The sequence below is a fragment of the Sulfuricurvum sp. genome (assembly GCF_041651515.1).
Lineage (GTDB): Bacteria > Campylobacterota > Campylobacteria > Campylobacterales > Sulfurimonadaceae > Sulfuricurvum.
The window spans coordinates 89,674-109,625 of sequence record NZ_JBAZJF010000001.1 but is presented as its reverse complement, the minus strand read 5'-3'; the positions used below and the strand labels follow the sequence as shown (position 1 = coordinate 109,625).

The window sequence follows — 19,952 nt, the reverse complement described above, 5'->3', positions numbered from 1 at the left end:
ACAGGTATGGAAGTTTTAAAATCACTTAATATTAAAAGTCCCATACTTTTGTTAAAAGTGCTTAATGATGGTAATTTTGCCATAATCGATGCCCAAAATACCCTTCGTATTATTGATTCAAACGACTATAAAGTAATTGGTGGATTTAAATCAAATATCGCACATGAACGCTTAGTCGGATCGCATGTCGATGTTACACCGGATGCAAAATACTCTATTTCAATCATTCCCGGTGTCAATAAAGCCGCCCTTTTTAGCGTCAATAAAAAAGAGTTGCTTTACAAGGTTGGACGGCATCAAGGTGATGTTGAAAGTGTTGCTATTGATCCAAACAGTCGATACTGTGTTACCTGTGGGCAAGATGGGAAAGTGTTTGCGTGGGTACTTAAGGCAGCTCGTTTAGCCTTTAGTATGCCGATTCATACTGACTTCGTAACGACGGTTGCATTCAATGAAACAGGTCAATGGATTGCTACGGGGAGTTTTGATCGTACCATTAATATTTTAAATCTGGCTACGATGAAACACCCATTGAAACTTCGCGGACATAGCAGCGCCATTGTAAAAATAGTATTTTTACCTGAAGCGCGTATGTTATCTGCCGATAAAGAGGGTACATTGATTGTTTGGGATATGATTGATGGCAAAGTGCTCCATCGTCTTACCAAAATGAATGATGATATAACGGCTTTATCTATTAGCAGTGATAGCCATTTTGCATTTGTGGGGACAAAATTGGGATACGTCGGACTCTATAATCTGGAGTCGATGGAGCTTTTGACGCCGCGTTATTTAAAAGAGAGTGAGCAAATTACATCGATTGCTTACTTAGCCGACGGATTTCGTCTTATTATCGGTACCGTGGAAGGGAATGTCCGTGTCTACTCCCTCTTTGGCGATCAAGAGAAGTATATGCAAATGCTACGGGAGCATCAATATAAAGAATTTTATGATGCGCTGGATAAAAATCCAATATTGTTTTACTCTAAAGTGTATGAAATGGCGGAGCGGATTTGGGGTGATATTCAGAAAAAAGCACGCGCTTATCTTGAAAAAGGGGATCGTCCAAAAGCAAAAGAGCTCTTTGACCTATTTGCGGGAATCCCAAAGAAAAATCCTCTTATTACACAAATGCTTCGAGACTATGAAAAATACGGACAGTTTCAAGCCTGTGTCAATGAAGGACGATTGCCATTAGCCTACTCGATGGCTAAACAATACCCTGCTTTTCAAGATTCGGAGCCCTTTAGAAAGGCTGAATTACGTTGGAAAAAGCTTTTTGCAAAAGCACAAGAGCTTATTTTAGCTCCCAATGGAGATGAACAGGCTAAAACCCTGCTCGCGCCTTATCGTGGTATATCAGAAAAAACACTTTTGATTCAGCAGCTTTTTGAAGAACGAAAAAAATATGAGTATTTTAAAAAAGTTATTGCACAGAGTGATTATGTCAAATTTTTTGATTTAGTACGAATCCTTCCGTTTCTAAAAGAATTCGCAGAGTACACCGCAGTTATGGATTATGGTGACAAGCTCTATATTCAATCTCAAAAAGCGTATAGAGCTGGTGATTATGCAACGGCTCGAAAAGGATGTGAAATATTAGTGGCATTTCCGGATTATGCGAAAGAATCGCAGGAAATGCTGGAAACGATTCGCGTTAAGCATCTATTCTATGATGCCATTGCTTCTAATAATTTAATAAATGCCTTTGCCTATTTGAATTCATACCCATTGCTATATGAAACTCCTGAAGCGCAAGTTCTGGAACGTCAATGGAATGTAATTGTCGATAATGCACAACGTTACGCAGCCAAAGGATTGGTTCGTGAAACAGCTGAAGTGTTTGAAATTTATCAATCCGTTAAAGATAAATATTCGGCTATGGGTTCAGTATTTGCCCAATGTTATAGTGCACAGCTAGAGCAAAAACTACGGGAAAAAGCATCGCAGAATATATTGGAACAAGGAATTCGACAATATGTTGCATTGTTTGGAATCGATGATATGATTGCCCAAGTGTTTGAGTATTTTAAACGCAACTATAAAACTCAAATTGACTTGGATACTCTCAAGCAAGGTTCACTTGAAACATGGACTCCTGCCATGATAATTGATGATATTACTCGAAGCGGTTAAGATGATCGCTATCGATTTGGGCTCGAATACGATCCGATTTATTGAATATGACGGTCGAAAATGGGGAAATAGCTTTGAAAAAATCGTTCGTACTGCCGAAGGGCTTTGGGATACACACCGTATCGGTGAAAATGCTATCACACGAATCTTAGAGGCCATTGATGAGGCCAAGCTAAAACTTGATTTTACGGCAACAATTCTGGCGTATACGACCGCGGCAATGAGGCTTGCTAGTAATGCAGAGGAAGTTCTGGCCAAGATAGCGCAATCCTCCGGGATTAAATTTGAAATTATAGATGGAAAAAAAGAGGCGATTCTGACCCTTAATGCCGTGCGTCATCGTCTTGGCGTATTGGGGATAATGCCTTCTTCTTTTCTATTGGCAGATATTGGGGGCGGTTCGACGGAATTGACCCAATACAGTGACAGCAAGGTTGAAACCTTAAGCCTGAATTTTGGAATCGTTACTCTGAGTGAAACATCGGATACGCCTCAAAAACTTCTAGACTCTATCGATTATTTTAAACAACAAATCGACGCGCAGTTCTTTTCTTGCTCAACGCTAATCCTCACTGCCGGAACACCAACAACGATTGCCGCTTATTTGTTGGGGATGGATTATTTGACGTATGACCCACAGAAGGTCAATGGCTTTCACTTAACCCTTGAAGCGTGTTATAACGTATATGAAGCACTTTTAGCGATGAAGGAAACGGATCGAACACGCTATGTCGGAGTAGGGCGTGAAAATCTCATTATTGCAGGGATTTTAATGGTTACGGCGATTTATGAGTCTTTGGGCTGTGATGAAGCAATTATTATTGATGACGGATTACGCGAGGGGATTGCTTTGGAATATTTCCGACAGCTATAAAACTTTGAGCTAGCGATGAAGTTGGCTATAATAGAGTCAAAAAAAATGAGGGTTTAAATATTGAAATTAACTAATATCAAGCGTGTGGGTATATCACTGCGCCCCTCTACTCCCGAACTTAGAGAGATGTTTTTTGAATCAAAAAAAATATTTGAATCGCGTGGTATCGAAGTAATTATTGACAATATTAGCGGTGGTATGATTGACGTAATGGGACAACCGTTTGATATGATGTGTCAAAACTGTGACTTCCTTGTCACCATCGGGGGAGATGGAACACTCATTTCAGCTGTTCGGCGTTCTTACCACTATCAACTCCCTGTTTTGGGAATACATGCCGGAAAGCTTGGCTTTTTAGCCGATTTAGATTTTGCCGAACTCGAATCTTTTGTCGATAAGATGATTGCCGGGGAATATCGAATTGATAAACGCGCCATTCTACAGGCCACGATTGTAACCCCAAGCGGAGAGAGTGATATTTACGCTTTTAACGACATTGTTCTTACCCGCCCTTCGATTGCTAAAATGATCCGTCTTGAAACGTATGTCGATGGGCGAAGTTTTAACACCTATTACGGCGATGGCGTCGTCGTATCAACCCCGACCGGTTCAACTGCTTATAATCTATCTGCCGGAGGACCGGTATTATTTCCTTTAACGCAGGTATTTGCTCTGACGCCGATTTGTCCCCATTCGCTTACTCAGCGGCCAGTTGTCTTGCCCGGGCATTTTGAGATAGTAATGAAAACCCCTGACCCGAGTGCTTTGGTAATCATCGACGGACAAGATCTTGTTGAGATAAGTGAGAGCGATACGGTACATATTAAACTAGCGTCCGGTGCAGCGCATTTGATACACCGTAAAGAGTTTAATTATTTTGAAGTTCTCAAAGAGAAATTAGGGTGGGGTGAATAATGATCGAGAGATTTTATCTCAAAGAGTTTTTAACGTTTAAAGAGGTTGAATTGGAGTTTAATCCCGGTTTGATTGTTTTTACAGGGCCAAGCGGGAGCGGTAAATCGATATTAATGCGCTCTATCTTAGCCTCAGTGGGGCTTGATGGTGTTGAAGCTCAAGTGTGTGAATCGAATGTATTATGGCAACTTGATGAAGAGAGATACGGTATCCAAAATGAGTCTGTTAATACCTTTCGCCATGTTAAAAAAGATAAAACACGTTATTTCATCAATAACCAAAGCACCTCAAAATCATCAATGGAAACGATCAGTTCTGAGCATATTCGCCATTTAAGCTTGAAAGATTATAGCGATTTTGAACCCTCTGCTTTGATGCAATTGATTGATGAGAGGATCTGTCGTCATACTTCCGAACATCGTGATATTTTGGAGCGGCATAAAATCCTATTTGATGAGTATAAAGTATTAAAAGATCAATTGCGCCAGATCGAAGATCAGGAGAAACACCTTTCTGAGCTCAAAGAGTTTGCTGCCTATGAAATTTCAAAGATTGATGCGATAAAGCCTAAGATAGGGGAAGATGAGGAGTTAAGTCTTATCAAAAAACAACTCTCAAAAAAAGAAAAAATCGAACAATCTATCCGTACAGCGGAAGCAATATTCGCTTATGAAGCACACGTCAGTAATGCCCTCACTGTGTTGGAAGTTGAGAGTGCTTTTTTTGACGATACTATGAATGAGCTAAGAAATATTTTTGAAACTTCATTGGAACGTTTGGGAGAATTAGAAGATATATCGATAGAAGGTGTCTTAGATCGAATCGAACTTCTTTCAGAGCTGAAACGACGCTATGGCAGTGTAGCCGACGCACTTTCGTATCGCGAACAAAAAGCATCAGAACTGGCGTCTTATGAGACGATTGAACACTCTAAAGGCGATTTGGTGAAAAATATTGCCGCATTGGAGGGTGAACTTGAAATTCTCAGTCGTGCTCTGTCCCTCAATCGGCATAAAGAGCTCTCCTCTGCATTAACCGGGCTTAACGGCTATCTTGGAATGTTGTATTTACGTGAAGCAACATTAGAGCTTCATCCGTGTGAGCATTATGCTCTGGGAACAGACAAAGCCGTTTTGGGATTGGCAGGAACAAAACTTGATAAACTCAGTTCCGGTGAGTTTAATCGTCTTCGTTTGGCACTGCTGGCATTGCGTGTAGAGAGCATGCCTGAGCGTGGCGGCGTGTTAATGCTCGATGAAATTGATGCAAATTTGAGCGGAGAAGAGTCGATGAGTGTTGCAAAAGTTTTGCGTCATCTCTCCGGTGCGTATCAGATTTTTGTGATTTCTCATCAACCCCAACTCACTTCCATGGGTAATCAGCATTTTTTGGTTTACAAAGAGGGAGAAAGTCGTGTTCGCGTTTTAAGCGATGCCGAACGCATTGAAGAGATTGCCCGTATTATTAGTGGCGAGGGGATCAGTGATGAAGCCCTGGGCTTTGCTAAAGATTTATTTGAACGTTCACGGATGAAACTATGATTATTGATACTCATGTTCATTTGGATGATGAGCGTTATCGCGAGGATTTTGATGATGTAATGGAGCGTGCACATATAGCTGGGGTTGAAGGCTTTATTATCCCCGGTGCTCATCCTGCTACCTTGCCGCGTGCAGTGGAGATTTGCGAGCAGTATCCGAACATCTATTTTGCTATTGGAGTACACCCGTATGATATGGAGCATATAAATTCGGTTAATTTTGAACACTATGCTGCGCATCCTAAATGCATCGCGATTGGTGAATGCGGTCTCGATTATTTTCGTTTAGAAGGAAGCGAAGATGAAAAGGTAGAAGAAAAAAAGCGCCAAGATTATGTATTCCGTACGCAGATACGTTTCGCTAAAAAGGTTAAAAAACCCTTGATCGTACATATTCGAGATGCCAGTCACGATGCGAAGATGGTATTAATGGAAGAGGGTGCTGGCGAAGTAGGGGGCGTACTCCATTGTTACAATGCGGATGATGAACTGTTGAGCCTTGCTAATGAGAATTTTTATTTCGGTATTGGTGGAGTTTTGACGTTTCAAAATGCAAAAAAACTGGTTAATGTTCTTTCTCGAATCCCGCAGGATAAATTACTCATTGAAACCGATGGCCCATATCTCACTCCGCATCCTCATCGCGGTAGTCGTAACGAGCCCTCTTATACTCGTTATGTCGTCGATAAAATGGGAGAGCTTTTGGGACTCTCAAGCGCGGAAGTTGAGACATTGACAACACAAAACAGTTATAACCTTTTCAAGGGATTAACAAAGCCTTAATAAGACAACTTTATAATTAGTCCCTTTGTAAGGAGGAGCACATTGAGAACTATTCTGTGGACATTTTTTCTCCTAAGCTCTCTCCTTAATGCCACCGTGTCTGATGTGGGCGATTCTAAAAAGAGAGATGTTTTACGTCACTTTGATATTCCGATTTCATTTTTGAATGATCCGTATTTACAAGATATGGTGTCAGAAAAAAAGCGTGAACTTGATTTAAGCGGCATCAGTGCCTCATTTGAGAATGCTTCTATTTTTATCCCTACACTCTCATCCTTGATCGCCCAATCTGATTTGCCGAATGAATTTTTATTTGTGGTATTGGTCGAATCCAAATTTGATCCCTTATCAACTTCCTCACGCGGTGCCTCGGGTTTATGGCAATTTATGGAAGGGACTGGAAAATTGCAAGGTTTGGCTATTAATCGATATGTAGATGAACGGCGCGATTATATAAAATCGACGCGAGCGGCGATTGCCTATCTTAGTCAATTGCACAAACAATTTGGAAAATGGTACTTGGCCTTAATCGCATACAATTGCGGTGATGGAAGATTGAGTAGAGCGATTCAAAAAGCTGGAACTACCGATTTGGATGTCTTGGCCGATCCATCAAAAGGACATATACCCCCTGAAAGCCGACGATATATTCGCAAAGTTCTTGCAATATCTCTATTAGCAACGGATGATGCTTTTTTATCCGCAATCCAATACGACAAATGGGTAAGTACCGCTCCTGATAAGCAAATAGCAACGGTTTATTTACCCGAGGGGGAAGATATTGATCGCATTGCAGCCGTATTAGAAATGCCCAAAAATAATCTTAAAAGACTTAATACTCATTTGAAAAAGGGGATTACTCCCCCCAGCGCATCAGCCTATCCTGTTTATATTCCGCAAGATAAACTCGAAGCCTTTCAACAAAAATATCGTCCCCGTGGACTTAAAGGGTATTTTTTGATGCATAAAACGGTATCCGGAGAGACACTAAACAACCTATCTAAACGCTACAATGTATCCAAAGGATCGATCATAGATGAGAATATGATGGTGGATGAAAACGATTTGAGTCCAAACCGCAGTGTTAAAATCCCTATTCGTAAGCCCTTTATTAAGAGCACGAAATTTCATACCGCTAAACCCGGTGAAACCCTCGCTTCAGTAGCCGCATTGTATAATATGACATTGGAACAGCTACGGGTTCGAAATCCGTTTGCAACAAATGTGCTTAAAGAAGGCGAGGAGGTCAAAGTTGGCGATTAGACTATTTTTACTAGGTTTGATAATTTTTTTTACCGGATGTACAACAAAAACCGGCTCATACAATTATCAGTCATCCAAACCTTCTCAAAAATATCCTTCAGCACAGCTTGCTTCTGCCTCTTCGAATATCTACAAGAAAAATGGCGAGCTTCATGCAACGATGCGCCCTTATACGGTAATGGGAAAAGAATATTGCCCCACGGTTGTTCATGTAGGGGATACTTTTAGTGGACGAGCAAGCTGGTATGGGCCTGACTTTCACGGTAAACAAACCTCGAGCGGTGAAATATACGATATGTATGCGATGAGCGCGGCGCATAAAACGCTACCTATGAATACGGTTGTGCGGGTAAGTAATATGGAAAACGGCATGCAAACGGTTGTTCGAATAAATGATCGTGGACCTTTTGTAGAGAGTCGTATTATTGACCTTTCGTACTCAGCGGCTTCATCATTAGGAATGCTGCAGCATGGCAGTACCATGGTGACACTGGAGGTATTAGGTTTTGAACCGGGTGCGTCACGCGGAATTGATATGGTCGCGCTTGCAAAAGGGCCAAAAGAGACTGTATTAAGCTCTTTCTTTGTTCAAATTGGGTCATTTGAACATTTTGAAGGAGCGAATATAACCCAACATAAATACAGCGATTTTCATGGCTACCATGCAATTATCAAAGATACAGAGTATAATAACAAACGATTATTCCGTGTATGGCTTGGTGGGTTCCGCAGTGAAGCTGAAGCACGTGATTTCATTAATAAGGGCTATTTTGACGGTCCGTTTATCATAAGGGAATAACATGATCCAAAAAAGCCGTAAAACCAAAGAAACCGATATTACCCTCACCCTAAATTTGCAAGGGACCGGACAAAGTACTATTTCAACCAAAGTCGGTTTTTTAGATCATATGCTTGAAAGTTTTGCCAAACATGCATTGATTGATTTAGAGATCATGTGCGATGGCGACGTTCACATTGACGATCATCACAGTGTCGAAGATATAGGAATTGTATTAGGGCAAGCGCTGAGAGAAGCAATTTACCCAATAGAAAAAGTAGAACGATTTGGAAATGCAACCATCGTGATGGATGAAGCAGCTGTCAGTTGTGATCTGGATCTTAGTAATCGTCCTTTTTTGGTTTATGAAGTAAATGTAGCTGGGAAAGTGGGGGAGTTCGATGCGGAATTAAGTGAAGAATTTTTCCGCGCCGTTATCTTTAATGCCGGTATAACCGCGCATATAATTATGCAGCGCGGTAAAAATAAGCACCATATAGTCGAAGCAGCATTTAAATCGTTTGCGGTTGCTCTTCGACGTGCACTTAGTCCTAATGAGCGTGCCGGCGTTCCAAGTACCAAAGGGGTACTGTGATTCAACTTTTGATTTTAGATGTTGACGGTTGTATGAGCGAAGGGCAGATTATCTATACAACGGAAGGTGTTGAACTCAAAAATTTTAACGTTAAAGATGGTTTTGCAATTAAAGAATGGATTAAACTGGGTCATCAAGCTGCGATAATTACCGGCAGAGATTCCTCCATTGTAGGACACCGCGCACGCGAGCTTGATATTCCTCATCTTTTTCAAGGGGTTAAAGATAAACAGGCGATAGCGATGCAATTATGTGCAGAGCTAAATATAGCCCCCGATGAAGTTGCTGCAATTGGAGACGATTTAAACGATTATCGACTTTTAAAATGGGTAGGTAAAGCATATACTCCTGCTGATGGATCCGATTATGTGAAATCGTTTGCACATGTCTTGAAACGTCGCGGTGGTGATGCTTGTGTACGCGAGATGATTGAAGAAATAATTCGTGAAAACGGTGAAGAAGAACTTTTTTTAAGCCGCTGGATTTAAATGTCGATTAATATTTTTTTTGTGATTGTATTGGGTGGGCTTTTGGCAATGTTTGGATATTTTAAGCCTCTCTACTCTCCAAAACAAAACAGTGACGATGTCCCAAAAATCGAACTGGAATCGTTTATTGTATATGAAGTCGGTGTAGGCGGTATGGAACGATTTTTTGAAGGAAAAAAGGGTAAACGATTTAGTGACCGATATGAAGTTTCATCAGCAAAATTTAGCGATAATTCGAAATCCCTATTTGAGTCGATTTATGCTGATGTAGCGCATTATAAAGATAATTTTATTACTTTATCGGGAAATGTCCATTATATTCGCGAAGACGGTCTTGAATTTCGCTCCAAAGAGGGGACATTCGATCAGAACAACTCTATTATCCGTACTCAAGGTAATTTTGTCATTACCCAAAAAGGAAATCGGATTGATGGAACAAAACTTTATTATAATTCCAAGCAAGATACGGTTTCAGCAGATGCTGTTCGCGGTAGCTATCAATTAAATTAGGAAAATGAATGATCAAAAAATTAGTTTTATTACTCTCACTTTCAACTATTTATCTTTGTGCTGAAGAGCTAAAAGTTATTTCAGATAATTTCAAAGGGGATCAGCAAAAGGGGATATCCGTTTTTACTGGTCGTGTTACAGTAACCAAGGGTTTTGATGAACTGAATTCGACTAAATTGACAATTTTTACCGATAAAGATCGTAAACCTATAAAATACCTTGCTGAGGGAAATGTCTCATTTTATATTGTTACAGAAATGAATGAGAAATACAAAGGAAAATCACAAATCGCCATTTATCTTCCCAATGAGAGTGAATACCATTTTTACAAAAAAGCCGATTTGATCCGTTTGGATAATTACCGTCGAATAAAAGGGGATAAAGTCATAGTCAATACGGTATCGGGCAATGCTACCGCTGATAGCATTGATAATGAACCGGTAGTGATGATTTTTACGATGGAAGATAAAAATACAACGAAAAAAAGCAGCTCTAAATGATTGAAATTATTAATTCATCCTTTATGACTTCGGCACCGAATATCAGACTCACTCCCGAAAATGAATTTATGAATGAAGTGGCATTTATGGCACGTTCCAATACGGGTAAAAGTTCTTTACTTAATACGTTAACAAATCGAAAATCTTTGGCAAAAGTTTCCGCAACACCGGGGAAAACCCGTCTAATTAATTATTTTGATGTAGAATTTGCAGATAGAAATACGGGAGAACGATTAGGTGCACTGTTCGTTGATTTACCGGGTTTTGGTTATGCAAAAGTTGCTAAATCGCTCAAAACGGATTGGGAAAGCAATCTTACTTCCTTTATTGCAGAGCGAAAACAAATAGCTATATTTGTCCACCTTATTGATTGCCGCCATCCTGACCTGGATATCGATCGATCGGTTGCCGATTATCTTAATGAAATATGTACCCCAAATCAATCAATACTTACCGTATTTACCAAAATTGACAAGCTTAACCAAAAGGAACTCTCTGAGCTTAAGAAACGTTTTCCCGATGCTTTGATGATTTCTAACAGCAAACGTCGAGGCGTCGATAAAATTGTCGAGATTATCTACCATCTACTTAGAAGCGATAATAATGTCTGAAATCGTTTACAAAAAACCGACTCTTACGGATATTGAAGCGATGCAGATGTTGGTTGCACCTGAGATCGAATCAGGCGTGATACTGCCGCGTAGTAATGACGAAATTGCTACAAATATACGCTCCTATTTTTTAGCTATGGATGGGGATAAATTAGTCGGATTTGTGGCTTTGCATATTCATTCTCCCGTATTGGCAGAACTTCGTTCAATGATTATTGACGGTGCCTATCGCGGACAAAATATTGGAAGTACTCTGGTTGAAAAAGCGTGTGAAGAGGGTAGACGACTAGGTCTAAAAGAAGTATTGGCATTGACGTATCAACAGCATTTTTTTGAGCGTCTTGGATTTAATGAAATCCCTAAAGAATCGATCCCAGAACATAAAATTTGGGCTGATTGTATTAAATGTAAACATTTTCCGGTATGCAACGAAGTTTCTCTTATCAAAACGCTTTAAGCCAGCTTTTGCTGGTCGGTGCATTTGTTGTATATACAAGTTTAAGTACGTTGTATCTCTTTTTGCCACCGTTATTAGCAGTATTGTTCTTGGCATTTTACAAAGCATTAACTCGCCATGATTTATTTGGGCTGCTTATTGTAATTGCAATGTTATTGATCTTTGAAGCAGAAAAAGGGTTTTGGTTTGGAAGTACGATTATATTTTTTACTTTTCTATCACGCTTGTTGATTCCAAAAATAGAGCAGATCGTACAGTGTCGTCCTTGTATGGCATCCTTTTTTGTTGCTTTGGCCTATCCTGGATATTGGGTTTTTGTTTGGCTCACCAACCAGATTTTTTTATTGGAGCTTCCGGCAATGGATTGGCATATTGTTTTGTATATGGCAATTGAATTTTTAGCAGTAGTTGTTTTTATATGAAAATTAGAATTTTACTTACACTTTTTGCCATTGTATGGATTGGATTAATCGTTCGCGTGTTTCATTTATCGATACAGTCAAATGAATATTATGAAAATCTTTCTGAAAACAACAGCATTAAAACGGAGTTTTCTGCACCTGTACGAGGAGAAATACTGGATCGTAATCTCGAACCTGTAGCAATCAATGAATTGGGATTTAAAATTGCATTTGCTCCCCATTTAACGAAAGGAAAAGATACTCATTTACTTGATCAAGAGATCGCTTATTTACTCTCCATGATTCCTACGCTTGATGGAGAAAAAATTGCTAAAACTTATAAAATGGAAGATTCCTATTACAACCATTCCTTTATTGATGTTGTAGATTTTATCCCCCATGAAACTATAATCCCTTTGTACTCATTGATGAATTTACGAGAGACAATTCGCATTTCACCTTCTCCAAAACGCCTCTATCCTCATGGCACAATTGGTGCTCACATTATAGGATATGTAGCAAAAGCGAATCAACAAGAGATTAACAAGGATCCTTCGCTACAGCTTTTAGGTCATGTCGGTAAAAATGGAATCGAAAAATTTTACAATCACTACTTGCAAGGAGTAGCCGGAGAACGCCGGATTAAGGTCAATGCACAAAATCTTGAGATTGAAGAATTGGGACGAAGTTCGACTCAGGAAAATCATAATTTAGTTCTCAATATTGATATGCGTCTTCAAAACTATATCAGTCAACTTTTTGAACAAAGGGTCGGATCAATTATCGTCATGGATATACATGGAGCGATTTATGCGGCTGGCAGTTACCCGGAGTATGATTTAAATGCTTTTGTATCTGGGATAAATTCCAACGATTGGAATACACTGATGAATAGCGTTGAAGCTCCTTTTACCAATAAAATCATTAATGGTCTTTATCCTCCAGGGTCAACGGTTAAAACGGGATTAGGGCTTATTTATATTACCTCCGGAAAATTAGATGAGCACAGTTCTGTTTTCTGCACCGGATCAATGAAGCTTGGAAATCGATCATTTCGCTGCTGGAAGCATTCAGGGCACGGAAGTACCGATGTTTCTAAAGCTATTTCTCAAAGCTGTGATGATTATTTTTATAAAGGAAGTATACAGGTTGGTATTGAGCGGATGAGTCAAGGCCTCAACCGTATGGGATTGGGGAAAAAGACGGGTATTGATTTGCCAAATGAATTTATCGGAACGGTTCCCAGCCGTGCTTGGAAACGGGAAAAATTTAAAAAACCGTGGTATCAGGGTGAAACACTTAATACCGCTATCGGACAAGGAGATTTTCTGATTACTCCGATTCAGATGGCTCAGTACACCGGATTAATGGCTACCGGAAAATTACCGATTCCTCATATTGCCAAAACCATCGGCAATAATCCTTATACCCCATTGCCTCTTGATGTATTAACACCGCTTGAAAAAGAAAAACTCCCCATTGTGCAACGTGCAATGCGCGGAGTTTGTAATGATCCGGGAGGAACTGCCAGAGGATTCGTCTCCGCACACTTTCCGATAGCAGGAAAAACAGGAACCGCGCAAACAACGGGGATTGCCCAGGGGAATGCAAAACGTCAAAACGAACACAGTATGGAATATCTAAAACGATCGCATGCTTGGTTTACTACTTACGGACCTGCCGATCAGCCGCAATTTATCGTTACTGTTATGATTGAGCATGGGGGACACGGGGGAGAAGAGGCAGGTGGAATTGTTTCAAATATCTACAACAAACTCGATGAGCTGGGGTATATTAAAAAATAATCTATTCTTCCAACGTCCGTACAATCAGACTTTGAGGAAGATTAAATTGCTCGACCAGCTCGGCTTCACGATTTCTCATCTCTCCATTATCCGTCTCATGGTCAAATCCCAGTAGGTGAAGCATACCATGTATAAAGAGTAGGGAAATTTCATCGTCTTGCGTATGCCCGAGTTCTTGGGCGACCTTTTCGACCTTTTCGACACTGATGACAATGCTTCCCAGCGGAGCACCGGGAAACGGATCACTCGGAAAGCTGAGAACGTCGGTCGCTTTATTAATATTACGAAATTCACGATTAATTTGGGCAATTTCGTCATTATTGGTGAGTATAAGCTCGACCTCTTGCATGGTAAGGACATCAGAAAGTTGTTCTAAGCGGGCAAAATTGTAGTTTTTTTCGGTCCGGTTATCTAATTCTATCATAAACGCATTGTAGCATAAGGGAGCCCTTGGTACAATCTCATGAAAGGGAATACATGAAGAAAAAAGCACTTTGTATCATGAGCGGAGGGATGGATTCAACCCTTGTTGCCTACATTATGCGCTCACGTGGCTACGAGATTGTGGCTCTGCATTTTAACTATGGACAGCGTACCGTAGCAAAAGAGCTTTTAAGCTTTCGTGCAATTTGTGCTGAATTAGGTGAGATTGAAAAATATGAAATTGATTTGGATTTTTTCAAAACCATCGGTGCTTCAGCTCTAACCGACCACTCTATCGAAGTTCCGACGGGAGGAATTGAAGATGGGGTACCAATCACCTATGTCCCGTTTCGAAACGGGATATTTCTCTCCATTGCTACCGCAATTGCCGAAAAAGAGGGGTGTTGTGCTATCGCTATCGGTGTGGTTGAAGAGGACAGCAGCGGCTACCCCGATTGCCGTGAGTCGTTTATTGATACATTTGCTAAAGCGGCAAATTTAGGAACCAAAGAGACAACTCATATTACAATTGAAATGCCGCTTGTACATCTTCAGAAATCGCAAATTGTCGAAGAATCGCTTCGACTGGGTGCACCGCTTCATCTTACATGGAGCTGTTACCAAGACGAAGATACAGCATGCGGAGAGTGTGACAGTTGCCGTTTGCGTCTGCGTGGTTTTGAACGTGCCGGAGTCACTGATCCTATACCGTATGTTTGATCCGTTTACTTCACCCATCTCTATCCATTACCGACCGCGTAATCGCAATACCTATATCACGATTACCCATACCGGGGAAGTGTGTGTACGAACTCCTATTAAACATGAAAGTCGTATTCGTGCTGTTGTAAAAGAGCGTGAGGGTTGGATTCGATCTAAATTAACGGCCATTAGCGCACGCGAAATTATCTCTCATACCCTGGGAAAATCAATACAATTTAGAGGAGAAATTGTCGCACTAGAACAATTCCCTCAATTGCATAAAACCCTTGAAAAAGCTAAAACCAGTATTGATATTGAAAAATATTACCATAAATTTTACAAAAATGAGGCTCTATTAACCTTACCCTCACGTGTAGGGCATTATGCACGCAAGATGGGATTGCACCCCAGTGATATTCGCTTCAAGCGGATGCGTCGTAGATGGGGCAGTTGCAACAGTGAGGGGATTGTTACTTTTAATACCTTGATGATGCAACTCTCCTATGAACATATCGATTATATTATTGTCCATGAACTTGCCCATCTAAAACACATGAATCATTCCAAGGAATTCCATGCCGTAGTACGCAGTGTTTTAGCTAATGAGAGAGAACTGCGTAGAGAGCTTAAATCAATTCATATAAATTAGAAATCAAGTTCCAACTGTTTCATTGATGAGCGGGCAGGGCGTAAAATACTCTTATCCACTCCTGCAACGAGGGCGAAGTGAAAATGGTTGGATTGCAATAGGGTAATAATCTCTTCCGGATAGCGGTAAAAGAGGATATTCTCGACACCGATGGTTAATCCCGAGCGCATCGTTTCAGGGAGAAGATAAAGAATTTTTGCCCAAGAAGCTTGCGCGTGAAGAAAATCAATCTGTTCATCGATAAGTTCGAGATAGGGTTCAAAAATAACGACCCTATCACTGGTACCAAACTCGATGGTCTCAAGACGCGAATTGGTAAATACCGGTATAAAGTGACCTATTTTACCAAACCCTTTGAGCTGAAACGGGATACGTAAAAAGGTGTAAAAAAAGAGCAAATGTTCCAAATAAGGGATAAAAAACGGCGATAGCATCTGTCGTTCATAGAAAATATCATTATGAATAAAGGAGGTCTCAAAAAGGGTTTGCTCGATAATATTGATCGTATTTTCTTGGGCACGGATGAGTTGAGAATGTTCAATAAAAATTTCGGGATCAGTTAACGTCGGGGAAAAAAGAACCACGGACTTTTTTTCCAGAGGCCAAAGTCTTTCCCATACCTGCGCCATAGAACCGTCGATACTGCAAAAATTGGACGGAGTAGAGACCATTAATGAAAGACGCAGGGTAATCGGGTCACACGCATAGACTTGAAGCTCTTTTTCAAGGAGGTAAAATCGGAGAAGCTTTTTTAAAGAGGCATCAATAGAGTCCACTTTGATCCACGCTACTTCAGCATCGCCCATTTGGGTCGGTTTATCAAAAAGGATGCCGTAAGCACCGTTTAGGAGTGCTTCCGCAATGGTATCAGGAGAATAAGCAATAAAAAGTGACCCTCGCTTTACTTTGGCAGGTTCAAAAGCGACACTTTCAAAGAGGCTGACTGAAGGCTCACCGTAAAGGGTCGCTTTGGTCAGTGCGAGGATATTTTCAAGTCTCATCCAACCGAACTTCCGCTAAGGCGTGGTTTTTCAGGACGAACAAGGCAAAGACCGTCCGCATCTTTAGCGGCCAAAATCATCCCCTCGGAAAGCATTCCCATGAGTTTTGCGGGTTTAAGGTTGGCAACGACACATACCTGTGTTCCGATGAGTGACTCGGCACTGTAATACTCACGGATTCCGGCAATAATTTGACGCGGCGTCTCTTCTCCCAAGTCAACTTGGAGTTTGAGGAGTTTAGAGCTTTTCGGAACCTCTTCGGCATTCAGAACCGTTCCGATTTTGATCGAAGATTGGAAAAACTGATCGATAGTGATAAGACCCTCTTCAGAGACGGTAGTGACTTTTTTATCTTCCATCTTAGGTTTCGGTTCTGCTATAGGTGCTTCATCTAGCATCGCTTTCGGAGCTTCTTGCATTAACGGCTCTTCCACACGCGGGAAAAGAGGCGGTATTTTTTTGATCGTAAAGGTATCCAAAAGGGCTTTATTGACGATCAGTTTGGTATAGCTATCGGTAGTAATTTCAAATCCTAGCGCATCTGCGATCGTTGCAGTAGTACTCGGCATGATAGAGTGGAGCAGCACGGACGCTTTAGCTAACAGATTGGCAACCAAAGCGACCGTTGCGAGAGCTTCGTCATTGCGTCCTTCTTTGATTTTTACCCATGGTGCATGTTCTTCGATCGCTTTATTCCCGATCGTAAACACTTTCCATAGCTCTTCGAGGAAGCGGTGAAGTTGAAGTTCATAAAAGTACGTATGCAACGAATCCAAGATTGTATGAGCATCGTTTAGCTCTTTTAAATGATATTTTTCGACATCACTACTATCGATTACAAAGTCAGAGTATTTTTCGGACATTCCGATAATACGGTTGAGGAGATTTCCTAAATCGTTGGAGAGATCCGAATTCATACGATCGATCAAGGCACGCTGAGAAAAATCGCCATCCTGTCCGAAAGGTACTTCACGCATCATAAAGTATCGGAAATTCTCAACACCGTAGTGCTTAGCCACTTCACGAGGATCGACGACATTTCCTTTGGATTTTGACATCTTTTCACCGTCGCGTGTCCACCATCCGTGGGCACCGATATGTTTAGGGAGAGGAAGTCCAAGGCTCATCAAAAATGCCGGCCAATAAATAGCATGAAAACGGAGGATATCTTTACCCACCAACTGAACGTTTGCCGGCCAGAAATCCATCTTAGTTTCGTCTGTACCGTATCCGAGCGCAGTTACATAGTTCATCAACGCATCAAGCCATACGTACATGACGTGTTTAGGCTCATTCAGCGATTCCGGTAAATGGACACCCCAACTGAAGCTGGTACGGGTGACGGAGAGATCATTTAATCCCCCCTTTACAAAGCTGATTACTTCATTGCGGCGTGATTTAGGGAGAATAAACTCTGGATGAGCTTCATAATACTCTAAAAGAGGTTTTTCATATTTTGAGAGACGAAAAAAATAGCTCTCTTCTTTGACGATGCTTGTGGCTCGTCCGCAGTCAGGGCAGCAACCGCCCTCCATAAGCTGCGATTCGGGAAAAAAGGTTTCACAGCTGACGCAGTAGTTTCCCTCATAAAAGTCTTTGTAGATATCGCCGTTTTCAAACATTTTAAGAAAAGCAACTTGAACCCCTTTTTTATGGGTTTCATCGGTCGTTCGGATGAATTGATCGTAACTAATATCAAACTCATCCCAAAGATTTTTAAAAGTTGCACTGATCTCATCGGCAAATTGCTGAGTCGGTTTCTCCAATTTTTTAGCAGCCTCTTCGATTTTTTGACCGTGTTCATCAGTTCCGGTGAGAAAATAGGTCTCATTTCCGCTCAGGCGAGAATAACGGGCTAGCGTATCTGCGATAAACGTAGTATAGGCATGTCCGATGTGGGCTTCACCGTTGACATAATAGATGGGGGTCGTAATATAATTTTTCATTGTTTATTTTTCCTCGTAAATTAAAAATCGAATCCGCCGGTTTCACCCTTGGACATACTTTCGTAAACCGTTCGGACATATTTAGCTCGAACTTCACATCCGATACACTCCGGACAACTGTAGCAGCTCTCCAAATTTCGGTTTTGTTGGCACTCTTGAAGCATTTTGATCGCATCGTCGAGCTTTGCTTCAAAAATGTTGTTATTGTCCGGCATAGACACTCAACACCTCATCGATTTCATTCACCGAACCGAAAAAACATGGGGTTGTATCATGGATGTGCGCCGGTGTTTTTTCAAGAACACGAATTTTCCCATCCACCGCTTTCCCTCCGGCATTTTCAAAAATAAACGCAAAAGGGAATACTTCAAACAACATTCTTAGTTTCCCTTCCGGTTTATCGGTAGCTCCTGGGTAGCTGAACAATCCGCCCCCTTTAAGAAGGATCTGATGCAAATCTGGAACCATACCTCCAGAATAGCGTAGACGATACCCACGTGCAAAAAAGCTGTCCACCATTGCCTTATGATACGGTGCCCAAAATTGTTGTGTACCGCCGGGAGCATTGATTTTCCCTTTTTCATTCAGCTGGATGTGTTTGACAAATTCAAATTCTCCGGCTTGGAGAAGATAGAGAGATACTTGCCCCTCATAAGCAAAGACAAGTTCCACACGAGGTCCGTAAACGACATAACACGAAGCGACCATTTTATCCGGAGTAAATGCACCCTCATAGATACCGAAGATCGAACCGACACTAAGGTTTACATCCACGAGAGAAGATCCGTCAAGCGGATCGAATGCAATGAAATATCGGCCATTTTCATTGAGGAGCATAGGCAGCTCTTTCTCTTCGCTCGCTATGGTATGAACATCACTTACATGGCTAAGCTCCTCTTCGATGATTAAATCGCTTTGGATATCAAGCTGAAGCTGAGTCTCTCCCGAACTGTTTTGTTCTTGAGAATAGCCGATGTCTTTGACATCAATGGCGTGTTTGATACGGATAGCACTTTTTTGTATTGCATTTAAAATAGGGTTCATTTCATTACCTTTGCGTGAGTTAAAATCCATTCTATTACTTGATCAGGGTTGTTAAGATCGAGCAAGTCGATCCCGGAGGGGAGATCGTATTCAGCGATGTTGATACTCTCATCAATGGCCAAGGCATTCATATAAGGGAAATAGTCGGTATCGATAGCACCTCTAAAAATACTTATGCGGGGAAGGGGGAGATTTTTAAGTCCCTCAACCAACAATACATCAAACTCTCCAAAAAGGGTAATTATCTCATCGAGCTCTTTGTGACGCTGCGAAAAGTAGGTAGTGCGGGTAGGGGAGGTGACAACCACCTCCGCACCCGTATCGCTAAATTTATAACTATCTTTTCCCGGCACATCGAATTGAGCTTTGTCTTTAGGGTCATTTTTAATGATTGCGACATCTAAATTATGTTCGTGGATAAGTTTGCGTGCCACTTTTAAAATCAGCGTTGTTTTTCCACTGTTTGAGGGGCCGGTAAATGCAACTGCTAAACGTTTTTTCAAAAATCATACTCTCTTATAAAATTAAAGA

Annotated in this window: 23 protein-coding genes; 17 read left to right on the top strand and 6 right to left on the bottom strand. The window is 41.0% G+C overall.

Annotated features, from left to right (window positions below; all coding sequences use genetic code 11):
* Window positions 1-6 precede the first annotated feature (6 nt).
* Genes WC407_RS00580 through mrdA form a run of 15 tightly spaced genes read left to right on the top strand, consistent with a single transcriptional unit; the run spans window position 7 to window position 13,656 of the window.
* Window positions 7-2,136: a WD40 repeat domain-containing protein gene (locus WC407_RS00580; RefSeq protein WP_373019981.1), complete on the top strand. Its 2,130-nt coding sequence runs from the start codon at window positions 7-9 to the stop codon at window positions 2,134-2,136.
* On the top strand, window positions 2,114-3,010 hold the full coding sequence (locus WC407_RS00575; RefSeq protein ID WP_373021087.1) for a phosphatase: 897 nt from the start codon (window positions 2,114-2,116) through the stop codon (window positions 3,008-3,010). Before WC407_RS00580 ends, WC407_RS00575 begins: the two co-directional genes overlap by 23 nt.
* A 60-nt stretch (window positions 3,011-3,070) precedes the next feature.
* Window positions 3,071-3,925, top strand: coding sequence for an NAD(+)/NADH kinase (locus WC407_RS00570; protein WP_373019979.1), 855 nt, complete (start codon window positions 3,071-3,073; stop codon window positions 3,923-3,925).
* Window positions 3,925-5,466, top strand: a complete 1,542-nt coding sequence (locus WC407_RS00565; protein WP_373019977.1) for an AAA family ATPase — start codon at window positions 3,925-3,927, stop codon at window positions 5,464-5,466. Before WC407_RS00570 ends, WC407_RS00565 begins: the two co-directional genes overlap by 1 nt.
* Window positions 5,463-6,248: a TatD family hydrolase gene (locus tag WC407_RS00560; protein WP_373019973.1), complete on the top strand. Its 786-nt coding sequence runs from the start codon at window positions 5,463-5,465 to the stop codon at window positions 6,246-6,248. The genes WC407_RS00565 and WC407_RS00560 overlap by 4 nt, the downstream gene beginning before the upstream one ends.
* A gap of 42 nt (window positions 6,249-6,290) precedes the next feature.
* Window positions 6,291-7,511, top strand: a complete 1,221-nt coding sequence (locus WC407_RS00555; protein WP_373019971.1) for a transglycosylase SLT domain-containing protein — start codon at window positions 6,291-6,293, stop codon at window positions 7,509-7,511.
* Window positions 7,501-8,310, top strand: coding sequence for a septal ring lytic transglycosylase RlpA family protein (locus WC407_RS00550; protein ID WP_373019969.1), 810 nt, complete (start codon window positions 7,501-7,503; stop codon window positions 8,308-8,310). Before WC407_RS00555 ends, WC407_RS00550 begins: the two co-directional genes overlap by 11 nt.
* A gap of 1 nt (window position 8,311) precedes the next feature.
* Window positions 8,312-8,884 (top strand): imidazoleglycerol-phosphate dehydratase HisB, encoded by a 573-nt coding sequence (gene hisB / locus WC407_RS00545; protein ID WP_373019967.1) that lies wholly within the window; start codon window positions 8,312-8,314, stop codon window positions 8,882-8,884.
* Entirely contained in the window at window positions 8,881-9,372 is a 492-nt protein-coding gene (locus WC407_RS00540) for a KdsC family phosphatase (RefSeq protein ID WP_373019965.1), read from the top strand. The genes hisB and WC407_RS00540 overlap by 4 nt, the downstream gene beginning before the upstream one ends.
* Window positions 9,373-9,882 (top strand): LPS export ABC transporter periplasmic protein LptC, encoded by a 510-nt coding sequence (gene lptC / locus WC407_RS00535; protein WP_373019961.1) that lies wholly within the window; start codon window positions 9,373-9,375, stop codon window positions 9,880-9,882.
* Between the two features lie 8 nt (window positions 9,883-9,890).
* Window positions 9,891-10,382 (top strand): lipopolysaccharide transport periplasmic protein LptA, encoded by a 492-nt coding sequence (lptA, locus tag WC407_RS00530; protein WP_373019959.1) that lies wholly within the window; start codon window positions 9,891-9,893, stop codon window positions 10,380-10,382.
* The gene (gene yihA, locus WC407_RS00525; RefSeq protein WP_373019957.1) at window positions 10,379-10,993 is read left to right on the top strand and encodes a ribosome biogenesis GTP-binding protein YihA/YsxC; all 615 of its coding nucleotides are present in this window, start codon (window positions 10,379-10,381) and stop codon (window positions 10,991-10,993) included. Before lptA ends, yihA begins: the two co-directional genes overlap by 4 nt.
* Entirely contained in the window at window positions 10,986-11,450 is a 465-nt protein-coding gene (locus tag WC407_RS00520; RefSeq protein WP_373019953.1) for an N-acetyltransferase, read from the top strand. Before yihA ends, WC407_RS00520 begins: the two co-directional genes overlap by 8 nt.
* Entirely contained in the window at window positions 11,417-11,872 is a 456-nt protein-coding gene (locus WC407_RS00515; protein WP_373019951.1) for a hypothetical protein, read from the top strand. The genes WC407_RS00520 and WC407_RS00515 overlap by 34 nt, the downstream gene beginning before the upstream one ends.
* A complete protein-coding gene (gene mrdA / locus WC407_RS00510) occupies window positions 11,869-13,656 on the top strand; it encodes a penicillin-binding protein 2 (RefSeq protein WP_373019949.1) in 1,788 nt (595 codons plus the stop codon). The genes WC407_RS00515 and mrdA overlap by 4 nt, the downstream gene beginning before the upstream one ends.
* Before the next feature lies 1 nt (window position 13,657).
* Here mrdA and ybeY read toward each other — a convergent pair whose 3' ends face one another.
* Window positions 13,658-14,080, bottom strand: coding sequence for an rRNA maturation RNase YbeY (gene ybeY / locus WC407_RS00505; protein ID WP_373019944.1), 423 nt, complete (start codon window positions 14,078-14,080; stop codon window positions 13,658-13,660).
* Window positions 14,081-14,133: 53 nt separating this feature from the next.
* Between ybeY and queC the strand changes: the two genes are divergently transcribed.
* Both queC and WC407_RS00495 read left to right on the top strand, forming a co-directional pair.
* Complete coding sequence (gene queC / locus WC407_RS00500; protein ID WP_373019936.1) at window positions 14,134-14,799, top strand: 7-cyano-7-deazaguanine synthase QueC; 666 nt, start codon at window positions 14,134-14,136, stop codon at window positions 14,797-14,799.
* Window positions 14,729-15,430, top strand: coding sequence for a M48 family metallopeptidase (locus WC407_RS00495; RefSeq protein WP_373019934.1), 702 nt, complete (start codon window positions 14,729-14,731; stop codon window positions 15,428-15,430). The genes queC and WC407_RS00495 overlap by 71 nt, the downstream gene beginning before the upstream one ends.
* On the opposite strand, the gene WC407_RS00490 is transcribed toward WC407_RS00495, so the two are convergent.
* Genes WC407_RS00490 through mobB form a run of 5 tightly spaced genes read right to left on the bottom strand, consistent with a single transcriptional unit; the run spans window position 15,427 to window position 19,924 of the window.
* Window positions 15,427-16,431 carry a hypothetical protein gene (locus WC407_RS00490; protein WP_373019932.1) on the bottom strand — a complete coding sequence of 335 codons (1,005 nt, stop codon included), beginning with the start codon at window positions 16,429-16,431 and terminating at the stop codon, window positions 15,427-15,429. The genes WC407_RS00495 and WC407_RS00490 overlap by 4 nt on opposite strands.
* Window positions 16,428-18,377, bottom strand: a complete 1,950-nt coding sequence (gene metG, locus WC407_RS00485; protein ID WP_373019927.1) for a methionine--tRNA ligase — start codon at window positions 18,375-18,377, stop codon at window positions 16,428-16,430. The genes WC407_RS00490 and metG overlap by 4 nt, the downstream gene beginning before the upstream one ends.
* 20 nt (window positions 18,378-18,397) lie before the next feature.
* Complete coding sequence (locus tag WC407_RS00480; RefSeq protein ID WP_373019925.1) at window positions 18,398-18,592, bottom strand: hypothetical protein; 195 nt, start codon at window positions 18,590-18,592, stop codon at window positions 18,398-18,400.
* Window positions 18,579-19,421 (bottom strand): class 1 fructose-bisphosphatase, encoded by an 843-nt coding sequence (locus WC407_RS00475; RefSeq protein ID WP_373019923.1) that lies wholly within the window; start codon window positions 19,419-19,421, stop codon window positions 18,579-18,581. Before WC407_RS00475 ends, WC407_RS00480 begins: the two co-directional genes overlap by 14 nt.
* Window positions 19,418-19,924, bottom strand: a complete 507-nt coding sequence (gene mobB, locus WC407_RS00470; protein ID WP_373019921.1) for a molybdopterin-guanine dinucleotide biosynthesis protein B — start codon at window positions 19,922-19,924, stop codon at window positions 19,418-19,420. The genes WC407_RS00475 and mobB overlap by 4 nt, the downstream gene beginning before the upstream one ends.
* Window positions 19,925-19,952 lie beyond the last annotated feature (28 nt).